Here is a 14,499-nt window from a genome sequence, read left to right on the forward strand (position 1 = left end):
GACACGCCCGATGCGCACGTTAGAAAGGTGCTGCCATGTACTATTCAAGCGGCAACTACGAAGCATTTGCTCGCCCCAAGAAGCCCGCGGGCATCGATCACAAGAGCGCCTACATTGTGGGCACGGGCCTCGCGGCGCTCTCCGCGGCGTGCTACCTCGTTCGCGACGCCCAGATGCCGGGCAAGAACATCCACATCTTCGAGAAAGACAGCGTGCCCGGCGGCGCATGCGACGGCCTCGACATTCCGGGCCTCGGCTACGTCATGCGCGGCGGCCGCGAGATGGACAACCACTTCGAGGTGATGTGGGACCTCTTCCGCTCCATTCCCTCCATCGAGACCCCCGGTGTTTCCGTTTTGGACGAGTATTACTGGCTCAACAAGGAAGACCCCAACTACTCGCTCTGCCGCGCAACGAAGAACCGCGGGCAAGACGCGGGGTGCGCCGGGAAGTTCGGTCTCTCGGACAAGGCGGCCATGGAGATCATGGAGCTCTTCTTCACGCCCGACGAGAAGCTCTACGACCGTCCCATCACTGACTTCTTTGACGACGAGGTGCTCTCCTCTAACTTCTGGATGTACTGGCGCACCATGTTCGCGTTCGAGAACTGGCACTCCGCACTCGAAATGAAGCTCTATATCAAGCGCTACATCCACCACATCGCCGGGTTGCCGGACTTCTCGGCCCTGCGCTTCACCAGGTACAACCAGTACGAGTCGATGATCTTGCCCCTTATCGAATACCTTAAGGCAGCAGGCGTGCAGTTCCACTTCAACACGAAGGTCGAGGACATAAGGTTCTCCATCGGAGGCGGCGCGGGCCCGGTGCGACCGCACACCGGCACCGGCCAGGACACCATCCAGCGCATCCAGCAGGCAGCCTTCCCGCGCAACCCCTACAGCTCGCCCGCGAAGAAGGTGGCGACGCGCATCGTGCTGAGCCAAACTGCCGCGAGCGGCGAAGCCGAACCCGGCGCGACCACGGTCATCGACCTCACCGAAAACGACCTCGTCTTCATCACCAACGGCGGCTGCGTCGAAAACTCCACCATGGGCGCGCAGGACAAACCCGCTGCATGGAAGCCCGAGCTTGCCCCTGGCGGCGGTTGGGATATGTGGCGCCGCATCGCGGAACAGGACCCCAGCTTCGGTCATCCCGACACCTTCTGCGGCGACCCCGAGAAGACCAAGTGGATGAGCGCTACGGTGACGACCCTCGACGGCGAGATCCCGCCCTACATCCAGGCGATCTGCAAGCGCGACCCCTTCACCGGCCATGTGGTCACCGGTGGCATCGTGACCTGCACCGACTCAAACTGGCTCCTGAGCTGGACGCTCAACCGCCAGCAGCAGTTCCGCGACCAGCCCAAGAACGAGCTGTGCGTGTGGGTGTACGGCCTCTTCCCCGACGAGCCCGGCAACTACGTGAAAAAGCCCATGTGCGACTGCACCGGCGAGGAGATCTGCCAGGAGTGGCTCTATCACATGGGCGTTCCGGAGGCGCGCATCGCCGAGCTCGCCGCGAACCATGCCAACACGGTGCCCGTCATGATGCCCTACATCACGGCGTTCTTCATGCCGCGCGCCGCAGGCGACCGCCCCGACGTGGTACCCGACGGCGCGGTCAACTTCGCCTTCATCGGCCAGTTTGCCGAGACGCCGCGCGACACCATCTTCACCACGGAGTACTCCATGCGCACCGGTATGGAGGCCGTCTACACGCTCTGCAATGTTGACCGCGGCGTGCCCGAGGTATGGGGCAGCGTCTTTGACGTGCGCGACCTGCTCATGGCAAGTGTGAAACTGCGCGATGGCAAGCCGATCACCGATATGAAGCTCGGTTTGGTCGAGCGGTTCGCGCTCAAGGAGGCGCTCAAGAAGGTCAGGGGAACGGACATCGAGAAGGTGTTGAAGGAGTTCGAGGCGATCTAGCGGGGACGGGCACGGCGCGCGGCGAGAGCTTGCCGCGCGCCAGCCTACGCTTCCGATTTCCCCCGCCTCTTCAATGATCACGGCCCTGTTTTCGCGTTACTTGGAGAAAACAGGGCCGAAATACTCCATTGCCAGAGAACATAAGGCGGATATTGCTGCGACCGGAAAGCGGGAGCTGTCTTCAGCGTTCTCGCTTTCGTAGCGGATGAGTGCCGGCGCAGCTTCTTCTCTCCCTGCCCTTACGGGCGCGTCATACCCATGGCGCGATAGAGATCCTCGAAACCGAGCTCCTTACGGTCCCGACGGCGGTACCACGTCGCATAGGTATTCCAATCGGGCGCGAGAATGTGATTGCAGAGCAGAATCCACAGGGGAATGAACGGGATGAAGAGCAGCCCGGCAAACGAGAGCCACACAAGAACCCTGAGCTCCATATCCATGGAGAGCGGAAGTGCCAGAAGGATTACCAGGGCCAGCACTGCAGCCGCCGCATAGCCGATCATCCCGCGGATTTGCAGCTTCTTCGCTTTTTCGTATCCAGAGAGAATACGCCCGAGCAGCTGCGCGTGGCCGCGGCTGAAGGTCTGGAGCGCATAAGCCAGCATCTCGTTACGCTCCGCAGCCGAGGCGGCAACCCCCGCCGCAGTCGCCGCCTCTGAAAACCCGTCGGGCGCACGCAGCGGAGCATCGGACGCCCACTCGTAGAAATCGTGGTCCATGTACGTCTCTCCAAAATGTGAGGCGCTGACGTTCGCCAGCAGCAACCGTGCAGGTAGATTCAGATTCACGGCGACTACAGAGCTGTAACCGGGCCCGATGCCGCGCTAGATTGACGAATTGCCAACCGTTGTTGGTTGCTCCTGCGCCGCTCACGCAGTTCCATGGTCTCGCGCCCAAGCGGCGCGGACCGCGAAAACCGACCGAAAGGAACGGCCATGAACTTCAACGACCGACTCATCGACCTCAGGAGGAAACGGGGCCTCTCGCAGGAGCAGCTAGGGTACGAACTCGGCGTCTCGAGGCAGACAGTGTCGAAATGGGAGCTCGGGCAGTCGTACCCCGACTTCCAGCGGCTCGTCCTGCTATCGGACTACTACGGGATCGGCCTGGACGAGCTCGTGCGGGGAATCGACGTGGGCGATGTGCGCGCCCTCAACGAGTCCGACAAGCAGATCTCCTCAATCTACGCGGACGTGGAGCGGGGCAAGGAGGCGGTGCTTCGGGCCTGGCGGGCTTTCCTCGTCGTCGGGGGTGTCGTCCTGGCGCTCTTCGCCCTGGTCGTGATCTATGGGGTGTCTCAGGGCAGCCTCTTCGCAGGGTAGCCGGGTCGAGGGGCACGCATGACGACGGCGGGCGCGCTCCCGCCCGCCGCGCTCTTCTCGGCGCTTTGGAGGGCCCAGGGTCCGGCGGCAAGCCGGCCTATCGCACGGAACGCGTACGATTCTTGAAAGCGCCGAAGATTAGTGCCGCACAGACGGCTTCCGCCGCCGCAAAGACGACCACCAGCAGAAACGCCTGCTGGGTGCCCGCGGCCGTCGCGTTGGCCATGTGCGCAGGATCAATCGCCTGCGCGCTGGCGACGATCGTGGAGACGAACACCGTGCCGATCGCGCCCGCCAGCTGCTGCACCGTGTTGACGATCGCGTTTCCATCCGGGTTATGCTCGATGGGCAGGTGCGCCAGGCCGTTTGTCATGTTACCCGGCAGGTTCGCCCCCTTTCCCAACGAGTAGAGCACGAAGAAGAGAACGATGAGCGGCCCGGTAAGCGTGGGCGCGAACGCGAAGAACAGGATTGTGGACGCGAGCGTGACCACGCACCCGCCGATAATCGAAAGCCCTGCGCCAAAGCGATCGTAGACGATGCCCGAAAGCGGCGCCTGAAGGGCGCCCGCGATGCATCCGGGCACCAGCAGACAGCCCGCGGTAAACGCATCGATGCCAAGCGACAGCTGCGCGTAGTTGGGGATGAGGAACGCAAGCCCCAGTGTGCAGAACTGCACGAGGAGGATACCCGCGACCGAAAGGGCAAACACCGGGTCGCGCAGCACGCGCACATTGAGCAGGGCACCCGGCGTGGCAAGGGAGTGCCGGCAGAACAGCGCGATCGCGGCAGCTGCCACGACGAACAGGCCGAGCACAGACGGGCTCGCCCATCCGGCTGACGAGGCGCTGTTCGCGGCAAAGATGAAGCTGGCAAACCCGACAGCGAGCATGATGAGGCCGCAGACGTCGAGCGACGGGCGCCCCGACGTCGTCGACTGCCGAATGCAGGCGGCGCCCAGGGCAAACGACGCAGCCACCAGCGGCACGAGCACCCAGAACACCGCGCGCCAGCTTAGGACGCTCACGAGAAAGCCGCCGAGCGACGGGCCGATGGCGGGCGCCGTCGAGGTGATGAAGTTGGCGATACCGATCATAAGCCCCATGTTCTTGCGCGGCACCTGCTCCAAGATGATGTTGAACATGAGGGGCAGCGCTACGCCCGTGCCCACGCCCTGCACCAAGCGTCCGGCGAGCAGCACCGGAAAGGCGGGAGCCAGCGCCGCCGTCAGCGTTCCCGCCAGAAAGCAGGAGGCTCCCGCCACGAATAGCGCGCGCATGGTAAAGCGCCGACGCAGATACGAAGACATGGGGATGATGACCGACAGCACGAGCAGATAGCCCGTGGTAATCCACTGAACCGTCGCGGTATCGATGCCGAACTCCCGCATGAGAGACGGAAAGGTCACGTTCATAGAGCTCTCGACCACCACGCCCGAAAAGGACATGATGCCCGCCGCAATCACGGACGCGACGACGCGCCGCGGCAGCTTCCGGCTATCATCCACTCCTACTCCTCCGCACTTCCGCACGCCGCGGCCTTACGGCCCAAGCGCTCGTTCTGCCAGCGTGTGAGGTCGGCCTCCCCTACAACCTCAAGCAGCCGCTTGACAGTCCGAACCGTCACCTCGATGTCATGTTCGGTCACGCCCGCCTCGCCAAGAAGCAGGGCGGTGTACTCGTAGACCTCCTCGTACCAAACGCGATGCGTAGCGAGACCGTGTTCGGTCAGCTCAACCAACACCTCGCGGCCGTCCGTGGGGCTGGCAGACTTGTGCAGGTAACCATCCCGCTCGAGGTCGCACACCATGCGCGTCACGCCGGGACACGTGGTGCCCATATCGTCCGCGATGTCGCTCACGCGCACGGCGCGGCGCCTCGATGCATCTTCCTTGGCGTAGCCGCCCAGCTCATAGAGCGTGTCGAGCACGCGCGTCCTCCCGTTGGTGAGGTCAGGCGGCAGCTGCGGCATCATGCCGTCGATGCGACGCGCGCGCCGCAGCGTATCCATCAGCATCTTGAATGAGCGCCCGTTCATTTCTGTTCCTTCCGTCTCAAAAAATAATTATCTCTAGTAATTATCTTGAGTAATTATATACGGACGCACATAGGATGCGCCGACGAAGAAGTCTAGAGCGGCAGACAGTTCGATCGGTTCCTATCGGTCGGCCTTGCGACGAACGATCACTCGCCTCATGTGTTCAAACTGTCGCATGGCGAAGCCGGATTTCCCAACGAGGCCGGCGCAAGCATCCATCACAGATCGCCCTTGGCGCTCATCGCGCCACCTTCGGTCATTGGCTTAACCTTTTCCATGGCGGTTCCCGCGACCACAGAAGCGCACGCTGCTACCGTCAGTCCAAATGCACCTCACTTCGGCAGCCTTGCGCCCCCACAGCCATCGGTGAGCGAGGTTTTTGCAGTGGATTGTTTATAACCCACTTACTTCTGCTCGGTAATCAAACCGCGCATTTCCATGTTCTCTCGTCTGCGTGGTGTACCGTCGTCTCACCATTAAACGATGTCGAGCGCATTTCGCGTGTCCGAATTGAACTCAAAATGAACTCAACGCCCCTCTGCCAGACGGCGTTTTCCGACGGCAACCCGCATGCCGCGGAAAAACAGGCGTCTCTAGCAAGATAGCGCTCAGCAATCGCCACCGAGGCTGTCGGCCGAGTTGCCGCTCCGATAGGTCGTAGACCTGCCGCGTGGGGCACAAACAAGCTTGCCCTCCTTCACCATGTCGGAAAGATAGCGCCTCACCGTCCTCTCGCCCACACTCGTGACCTGCTCGCTAACGGCCGATGCGGGGAAAGACCCGTAGCGGGCAATGAGGTTATCGACCGCGCTCTCGACCTCCGCGCGCGTGCGGCTCCTTCTTGACCCACCAACGGCTCCGCTTCTCTCGGTCCCCTTCGCGGCTTCGCGATCGCCCCCGCTCCCCACCATGCTCGCCATGACAGGCGGCACCGGCACGAACGCGGTAAACCGATCGCCGTCCTCCAAGACAGGGTCCTTCCCTGTGTAGAGCCTCGAGAACTTGTAGAGGTTCCTCGTCCCGCTCCCCAGCTCCTCAGAACGTCCCATCTGGGTGAAGAAGTTGGCAATGATGGGGTTCTTGGGCGTTGGGTCGAGGCTCTCGAGCGTCACGGGACCGGCGAAGAGCGCGCGGCTCGCGTTGCTCGTGCGGATGCCCTCCCCATCGATGGTGATGCGGGCGATGTGCGGGCTGACGAACTCCCGGTGGATGAGGCAGTTGCACACGAGCTCGCGGACGATGACGTCGCGCGCGCTCTTGCGCTGCCCTCTGTCGAGCACGAAGGAGTCCGGCAACCACTTCTCGCAGAAGCCGACGAGCTCGTCGTATGCCCTGACGAGATTGCTCCTGCAGACAAGCCGGTCGTCGTAGCGGTCGGTCTCGACGCGTCTAAGGATCGCGTCGGTCCGATAGAGCGGCATAACGTCGAGGATCGCGTCCTCCTTCCCCAGCAACGCGACGGCGGCGAGATTAAAGCCTCGTTCCCCCGTCAGCTGGTCACGCCCATAGAGGCGGGCGGCACGGAGGAGCTCGCCGTCAGAGAGGGAGAGCCACGGGTGATCGGCATCGTTCGCACGCAGTGCATCTCGCACTGCGTCGAGAAGCTCCATCTCCAGATCGTCCTCGGTCACCCAAGAGTACACGGTCCGCTCCGAGTAGTAACTCTGCTTACGCGCCATCATCGAGGTGATTTGAGCATCGCTTTTCACGCGCACGTCGGCGTCTGCCACGCGGTCGTACACGATCCCCTTGAACGTATAGAGAGACGGTCCCATGGGGACCCAGACCCGTATGACGAGCTTGCCATCGACGTCGCGCAGCCGTTCGAACTCGACCAGCGGCGATACGTTGAACAGGCTCGGGTTGCTCGTGACGTTGGATATGTTCCGCTCGATGTTGAGCGCCGAGGCCTCGGGGACGCCCTCCACGGCGCCGTCGTCGCGGACGCCGAGGAGTATGCTGCCGCCCTGCCGGTTGGCGAACGAGCAGATGGTCTCGAACGTGTCTGCGCCCGGCTGGGACCCGCAGCGCTTGAACTCGACGCTTATGCCCTCGCTTGCTTGGATGTATCTGTCGAGCACGTCGCTCATGGGGTGCTCCGCTCTATTCTGGACATTATTCTGGACATCTTATCAGTATTGTCCAGATTATGTCCAGAGAATTTACCAGTCTATCTCGCTGATCCTCATAATTGCCGTCAGCAAACAATACGGGACATAGGCAGCTATAACCCCATCAGAGGGATACACGCTGAATCTAAGCGTAGAACAAGGGGCTCTCGCACGTGCCGCACCGGACTCAAGAACCTGTGCGCCACCCAGATCGCCGCCGCCCTGGACGCTTGGCCTCTTCTGCAAGCGCTCCTCAACCCGCAGCCGCCACGTCGCCAAGCTCGCATCCCTGCGGGTCTCGGTCGAGGGATCGCGCTTCTACGCAGGGCGCGAGCACCGGGACCAACATGGCGATCGTGTTGTCCCTCGACTTCCCCTGCAGGCTCGTTGACATCTGGGTCCCGAATCGGGCAGAATACCACCAGATGGAAAACCTTCGGGTTCTGTAAGAGCGGGGCCGCCTAGCGGAACCGCTCTAGTTTTTTATGCTGACCCATGGAAGCCCGCTAGGCATCTCGATTCAGCAATGCGATAAACGATTCGACAGCTCTTTTTGCCGCCCTCTGCTTTATCAAGCCTTCTTTAGAGTACGCGCCGAAAGAGATCTCGCTTTCAACAACAACGGCGACAAAAATCACGGGCGTTTTGCCGGCGATGCCTCCACCGAGCATCGCGACGACGATTCCATGTTCACGGTCTTCGGATAACACAGTCCCCATGTCGATTGCCGTATCGCGGGCAGCTTTGAACGGGTCTTCTTCCCGAACGGTCACCTTCGCGAAATATGAGCCTTTTTCGAAAGACCTCTCGCTCACATGCACGTCGAGCTCCCCAAGGGAAGGAGCATACTCGTCTGCGATTGTCTTAAGCAGGGCTTTGGTTTCCATGGTCTTCGCCTTCCGCCGCATCGTCGAGAACGCTTGCCAGGCCTTCAACGATTCTACTATCGATGTCCCCATCTATGACAGGACGCTCTCCCGCTATCGTTTCGACCTCTTCTTTCATGAGCGCCCTCACGAACTCTGGTCGGTCTTTGGACGCGAACATGTCCTTCAGGGTCTTCCCGTCGAGCCTCCCGTTCACGAACTCGACGAGACGCTTCACCTCGTCTTCATTCATGAGGTAATTCGTCGCCGTGATTTTAATCTCTTCCTCGATGACCAAGCACATCTGCTCTGCGTCGTCTTTGACGAATAGGCCGGTTATCGCTTTCGCCGCTGCTCCTGCGGCAGTTCCGCCGCCAAGCGAGCCGATTACGCCCCCTACGACCGTGCCGACGCCTGGGAGCACCACGGAGCCCAACGCAGCACCTCCGAGCCACCCGGCCGTTCCGCCTGCCACGGATGAGAGTGTGCTGGCGAGGTTTTTCGCGAGCTGGCCGGAAGATATTCTTCCGCGTACTATATCCGCTATGTCGAACGACGAAAGCACGACGACCGTGAGGCCGGCGACCACGGCGTTCCCGCGCAAGAGCTTTGCCGCGCTTTTCATCGCAGCGGCACCGTAGATGTTTCCGCCTGTTCTGAATGCGTTCACGATGACCGCGCATGCCTTCGGCCCCAACGCGGACGCAATGGCCTCCGTGCCTGAAACCATTGCGCTGTTGAGTCCTGCTTTTAGAAGCTGGCTCGAAACGACGGAGACGAGAAACGATGTTCCCCCTACCCGAAGTCCACATAGCGCCGCCTTCTTCGCGGCGACATCCGGCTTGTCACCATTCCAGATGCAGGTTCCAAAGGCTATGACGGCGCTCACGCCAAAGGCGGAAGCGGCCGTTACGGCTCCGTTGGTCGCATCGAATTTGAGCGAGTCGATGTTGCCCGCTTTGGCGATGTTTCTTGCCTGTTGGTAGGTGTAGTTGCCGCGCTTGACGAGTTTCTCTGCTTGAGCGGGGTCGCTTACCCCCTCTATCTGGCCGTTGGAAATCTTCTCTCGCATCGCCTTGACGGCTTGATCGTAGATAGCATCGTCTTTCGGCACTTCGATGACCATCGGTTCGCCATGCTTGCCTACGTAGCGAAACGCCCCTCTTCCGCTGTCCTCGAAGCATGCGTTCACGGCTTCGCGACCGTTGGCGTAGTACTTTGATTGAATCCATTGGCCGTCTACGATTCGATCCGGCCCATTCTTCGCGAAATCATCCCCGAGTACGCGCGCATCTTTGCCATGAATCCTGTCATACAGGTTATTCGCCTGTTCTGCCGCAAAGCCATGACCTTGCCGTGCGTGAAACTTTTCTTGGTCAAAGAGTTGGTTTACGGCGCGTTCTGCGCCGATACCCCTTCCCGCGGATTCAGCCGGTTCCAATCTCTCGTTTTGCTGGTTGGGCGATGTTCGATTGACGTCTTCCTTGCCCATAAGAAACACTTTCTCGAAATGGATGCTGCCTGGATTTTATTTTATCGGAGACGCTCGTTTCTACGTAGATTCGCTGCCAGTTCGAAGCCTTCCCATCTCGATTCGCACAGCTTTCCGAGCAGTTAACTCCCCTGTGAGCCATTGCGCGAAGTGACAAAACGCCACGATCCGCCCCCCAGCGGGAAGGCTGTTTGCGACCGTGGCAGACACTTCTCCCAAAGGACCGGGAATCACCGTCCGAAAGAGAGGTACGTGGCGAACATCGTTGCGATCATCCAAGCGAGCTCCTCCCCTATATCCCAGCAAGGCTGTTCTCATCGAGCAGGAAATCGAACACGCTCATCGTGACCACGCCCCGCTCGTCGCGCAGGGGCTTCACCACGTCGCGCACGAGCACGACCTTCTTGAAGCTGTCATTGATGCCGAGCAGGGAGGCCTTCTCCTGTGCGGCCTTCTCGGGAGTCCTCATCTCCAACGCCGATTGGATGTAGACGCGGTCGGAGCCCCTGTTCGCGACGAAGTCGACCTCGAGCTGCCTGCGAACGTCCCTGCCCTCCTCGCGGACGCGCTTCTCGACCACGCCGACGTCCACCGAGTACCCGCGCGCCCTGAGCTCGTTGTAGACCACGTTCTCCATGATGTGGCTCTCCTCGATCTGCCGAAAGCCGAGCCGCGCGTTTCGGAGCCCCACGTCCTCGAAGTAGTATTTCAGGGGGCCGCCGATGTAGCCCCTTCCCTTCACGTCGTAGCGCCGCGCCTCCTCGATGACGAAGGCGTCCTCGAGGTAGCCTATATAGCTGGAGATCGTGTTCGAGGAGATCTTGGAATGGAGCACGCTTCGGAACGTGTTCTCGAGCCTGCCCGGATTCGTGAGGGTCCCGATGCCGGAGGCGAGCACGTTCACGAGGTCATCGAGCTCGCCCCGCCTCCTGACGCCATATCTGTCCACGACGTCCCTCAGATACGTCTCCTCGAAGAGCCGCTCGAGGTAGCGCGCCTTCTGCTCGTCCGTGCGCATTGATGCCACAAGCGGCATGCCGCCGTACACCGTGTACTCGGCCCAGCCCTGGTAGCGGTCGCCGTCGAAGCCCTGCATGAACTCGGAGAAGGACAGCGGCCGCACGCGGACCTCGTCCCCGCGCCCCCGGAACTCCGTCACGACGTCATGCGAGAGGAGCTTCGAGTTGCTTCCCGTCACGCACACGTCGACGTTGCGCATGCGCAGGAGCCCGTTGAGCACGCCGTAGAGCCGGGGCGGGACGTCCGGGCTCTTGAGCTCCTCGCGCGAAATGGCATACTGGACCTCGTCGAGAAAGACATAGTATTGCTCATGCCTGTTCGCGATCTTTGAGCGAAGGTGGGAGGACAGTGCGGCAGCGTCACGGAGGGCGGCGTTCTCCTCGACATCGAGCGCGACCTCGATGATGTGCTCGTCGTCGACGCCCTCCGAACGCAGGTAGTCGCCGAAGAGGTTGAAGAGCAGATACGTCTTCCCGCAGCGGCGGATACCCGTAACCACCTTGACCATGCCATTGTGCATGCGGTCGATGAGCCTGTTGAGGTATCGATCCCGCCTGATTTCCATGCATACCTCGCTTTGATTCACAGTTGCCATCTATTGAGCAATTTTGCCGCATGCGGCATTTTTTCTCAATAGAAGGCGATGGGTCTTAGCCATTGAGCGGGTTCGGCTCCCTAAAGCATGATTTCCCCTGATAGCTGTGGTGCCGAATCCGTCGTTACGCTGGATTCGTTCGCAGCCGGACGCAATCTACTTAATCGGAGCCAAATCAGCTGATTAGCTGCGAGCAAAGATAGCGGATGGCATCCATTGGTAGAATACGATGTAGAGAGAGTGGACGATGTAATACGTTCAGGAAAGAACATAGAGACCGCTCTCGACTACGTAGACAGGGCCGTGCTCATCGATCGTATGGGGTTTGAAGAAGAGGTGTGCGAAGGATGCCGGCGAATATGGCAGACGCTACAGGCAAGACGCCTGGGACGCAGTACGAGATAATTTGGTAGGCGATTATGGCATCAACTGGTCAAATAGTCCAAAGACCGGTCAAGATAGACTTTCATATCCACTCTGCCGCTTCCGCTCATAAGGATGGGCAGAAGGTCAAGGATGGAACGGTCGAAAACATTGGCGTTCTCTTCGAGAAGCTTGAAGAGTACGAGGTCAATATGGTCGCTATAACCGACCACGATTGCTTCGATTACAGCATTTACGGTGCTTTGCGCAGCAAGGTGGATAATGCTCGGTTCCTACAAAGAGTGCTTCCGGGCGTAGAGTTTACAGTGAGCTTCAAGACGAACGAGGGCAGCAAACCCATACACGTCGTTACGATCTTCGATGACAGAGATGAGGAGGCCGTTAAGCGCATAAGCACTGCGATACCCTTTAAGGATGGTAAGCCAAATTATGACGACGGCAACGCTTTCACCGAGGATACCTATTGGGGCATCATTCGCGATATCGGGCTAGACATAGTTGCCATCGCGCATCAAAAGAATTCGCCCGGCTCTGCGCGCACGAGGACAAACGATGCCAACAGTGTCGGAGAGGATCTGTACAACAAGTTCCTGTTCGTAGAGTACTTCGAGGCTTACGAGTACAAGAACCGAAGGAACGAGCTCTTCAACAGAAGTTACGCCTATACTCACGATCAACAAGAGCAGCTTCGCTTCATCACTGGTTCTGACTGCCATGTATGGAGCGTCTATCCGAACTACGACACTCAGCCAAACCAAGCCGACCGCAACTACGCCCCTACGTATCTCAAGTGCCTGCCGACCTTCAAAGGATTGGCGATGGCGGTGACTGACATTTCTCGCATTAAGACCGTGCCCAGCTTCTTTAGCGGCTCAACGAAGGCGCTAGGTGGAATTGAGATCACACTAGGTGGCGAAAACATCACCATCCCACTATCGCCTGGCATCAATGCAATTATTGGGGATAATTCGATAGGCAAATCTTCCCTGCTTAATGCGCTCAATCGTTTCGATGGAGTGAAGCCAACGGCTAAAAGAGGCCAGGAAAAGTATCTTGCCTCCGTGGGGCTCTCGCTTCGGACAACAATACCTGACGGCCACGTTCTCTGTTTCGACGGGCAGGAATCCATCAGGGAAACCTTTGCCAAACTCAGTGTTGGCAAAGCAAGAAAGCAACTCGACAAGCATTTTCCTGCACCCATAAAGCCAGCGCCATACAAGCTTTATGCCATGGGGCAGTTCAATATGTACCTGCAGGCATTAAGGAGATCATGCGAATATCAGGAAGCCCTCGCATCGCTCTATGAATACGTCATTCCTGCAGAGCGTCCATTAGAAGCACCGGAGAGCGTTACCTTCGACAAGGGAATAAAGCTGGATGACTCAAGCCCACACAGTGGTCTAATCAACGACATCACAGCCTCTCGTATCCAGCTATCTAATGCAGCCACGCTGCACGAAGAAGTTCTCACCGATGATGACAAGAAGGACTTTGATGCAGCGCTGGCAGCTCTCGTACGCATCACCGGGCGACACCAAAAAGTAGTTAGCAGAATTCACCTTGATGGCAGGGTCGCCAACAAGGTTGAAGAGGCTGTTACAGAGCGCGAGACCGCACAGAACCAAGTCGTAACCGATGCGCATAAGTCGCAAGCGGAATACCAGCATTCCATTGACCGCATTGGCGGCATGGTTGCAGATGCTGTGATGCACGAGCGCCGCTTGCAGGATTTCTCGTTTGACTTCGAAACAATGCCCGTAACAGTGGACCCAAATCCTGTCGGTGACCTGCAATTCGTTTGCAAACTCGGAGTTGATGCAATCACGCCGAAACTTCTCTCCTCGCTCATCGATGGGCTTATCGGCAAGCACAAGAGCCTCGATACCCTCACGTCCAGTTACGAGAGCGTCATTGATGCAATCAACAACTATCCCGATGGTGAGGAAGATCCTCTTTCGGTGCTCACAACCAGATTCGAAAGCGCGCTGGACGAGAAGCTGCAACTTGCGAAGTCGATTATTCGCGAGGGCGACGACGTCTACAACGAACTATCACAGGGCTACAACGCCCAAATGTATTTCGCACTGATGGCAGACAGTAGCGTTGGCGATGGCATCTATATTGTTGACCAGCCTGAAGATCAGATATCTCAAAAGGCAATCAAAGAGACGGTGCTAAGGGAGTTCCGTGACATCGCCAGCTCGCGCCAGGTGATCCTCATAACGCACAACCCCCAGTTCATCGTAAACCTCGACGTAGACAACGTGATCTTCATCGGCAAGAAAGACGGTGCTTTGTGCATCCGAAGTGGCGCCCTCGAATACGAGTGCGACGAGTACAGCATGCTAGAGACTGTCGCAGAGAACATCGAGGGCGGACTTGATACCATCCAGAGGAGGATGAAGCGATATGAAAAGGCAGGTTAGTTTCGAAGACACACAAGATAGTTACCGCTTCGTGCTTGTTGGTGATGGGGAAACCGCCTTCGAAATTGGCAAGGGCACCTTGACGTTTAGCACTAACGATTTCTACAAGCTCTTCTTTATGGGGTTGAAAGAGAAGCCTGAGTACGAGCTTGTACAACCTGCAGATAGCCTCCAAGGTCAGGCTAAACATGTCTTCGACACCGTCAAAGCGATCTTTAAGAAGGCTTGCGATTCGATAGACGCCTCATGGTTCGTGGAGGACGAAGAACAGGCTGCTGAATCGGTTGACGCTCTAAGTGAAGAGTCATTCTAAAC

At 59.0% G+C, this 14,499-nt stretch carries 11 protein-coding genes; 4 read left to right on the top strand and 7 right to left on the bottom strand.

Features of this window, described 5'->3' with window-relative positions; translation table 11 throughout:
- Positions 1 to 35 precede the first annotated feature (35 nt).
- Entirely contained in the window at positions 36 to 1,931 is a 1,896-nt protein-coding gene (locus GJE22_RS08320) for an oleate hydratase (protein ID WP_144688750.1), read from the top strand.
- A gap of 239 nt (positions 1,932 to 2,170) precedes the next feature.
- On the opposite strand, the gene GJE22_RS08325 is transcribed toward GJE22_RS08320, so the two are convergent.
- The gene (locus GJE22_RS08325; protein WP_144688751.1) at positions 2,171 to 2,650 is read right to left on the bottom strand and encodes a hypothetical protein; all 480 of its coding nucleotides are present in this window, start codon (positions 2,648 to 2,650) and stop codon (positions 2,171 to 2,173) included.
- A 216-nt stretch (positions 2,651 to 2,866) separates the two neighbouring features.
- On the opposite strand from GJE22_RS08325, the gene GJE22_RS08330 reads away from it, so the two are divergent.
- Complete coding sequence (locus tag GJE22_RS08330) at positions 2,867 to 3,253, top strand: helix-turn-helix domain-containing protein (RefSeq protein ID WP_019129019.1); 387 nt, start codon at positions 2,867 to 2,869, stop codon at positions 3,251 to 3,253.
- Between the two features lie 97 nt (positions 3,254 to 3,350).
- Here the strand turns inward: GJE22_RS08330 and GJE22_RS08335 are convergent, their stop codons facing one another.
- From GJE22_RS08335 to GJE22_RS08360, 6 genes are all read right to left on the bottom strand, one after another.
- Positions 3,351 to 4,760, bottom strand: a complete 1,410-nt coding sequence (locus tag GJE22_RS08335; RefSeq protein WP_019129018.1) for a DHA2 family efflux MFS transporter permease subunit — start codon at positions 4,758 to 4,760, stop codon at positions 3,351 to 3,353.
- Between the two features lie 2 nt (positions 4,761 to 4,762).
- Complete coding sequence (locus tag GJE22_RS08340) at positions 4,763 to 5,290, bottom strand: MarR family winged helix-turn-helix transcriptional regulator (RefSeq protein WP_019129017.1); 528 nt, start codon at positions 5,288 to 5,290, stop codon at positions 4,763 to 4,765.
- Between the two features lie 608 nt (positions 5,291 to 5,898).
- The gene (locus GJE22_RS08345) at positions 5,899 to 7,380 is read right to left on the bottom strand and encodes an RNA-binding domain-containing protein (protein WP_144688752.1); all 1,482 of its coding nucleotides are present in this window, start codon (positions 7,378 to 7,380) and stop codon (positions 5,899 to 5,901) included.
- Positions 7,381 to 7,907: 527 nt separating this feature from the next.
- A complete protein-coding gene (locus GJE22_RS08350; protein ID WP_144688753.1) occupies positions 7,908 to 8,288 on the bottom strand; it encodes a hypothetical protein in 381 nt (126 codons plus the stop codon).
- Positions 8,266 to 9,393 (bottom strand): hypothetical protein, encoded by a 1,128-nt coding sequence (locus GJE22_RS08355; protein ID WP_144688754.1) that lies wholly within the window; start codon positions 9,391 to 9,393, stop codon positions 8,266 to 8,268. Before GJE22_RS08355 ends, GJE22_RS08350 begins: the two co-directional genes overlap by 23 nt.
- Positions 9,394 to 10,051: 658 nt before the next feature.
- The gene (locus tag GJE22_RS08360; RefSeq protein ID WP_144688755.1) at positions 10,052 to 11,344 is read right to left on the bottom strand and encodes an ATP-binding protein; all 1,293 of its coding nucleotides are present in this window, start codon (positions 11,342 to 11,344) and stop codon (positions 10,052 to 10,054) included.
- Positions 11,345 to 11,793: 449 nt separating this feature from the next.
- Here GJE22_RS08360 and GJE22_RS08365 point away from each other — a divergent pair, with 449 nt between their 5' ends.
- Positions 11,794 to 14,184: a hypothetical protein gene (locus GJE22_RS08365; protein ID WP_144688756.1), complete on the top strand. Its 2,391-nt coding sequence runs from the start codon at positions 11,794 to 11,796 to the stop codon at positions 14,182 to 14,184.
- A complete protein-coding gene (locus tag GJE22_RS08370) occupies positions 14,168 to 14,497 on the top strand; it encodes a hypothetical protein (RefSeq protein WP_144688757.1) in 330 nt (109 codons plus the stop codon). Before GJE22_RS08365 ends, GJE22_RS08370 begins: the two co-directional genes overlap by 17 nt.
- Positions 14,498 to 14,499: the final 2 nt, after the last annotated feature.

This window comes from Enorma shizhengliae (assembly GCF_009676995.1).
GTDB classification, from domain to species: domain Bacteria; phylum Actinomycetota; class Coriobacteriia; order Coriobacteriales; family Coriobacteriaceae; genus Enorma; species Enorma massiliensis.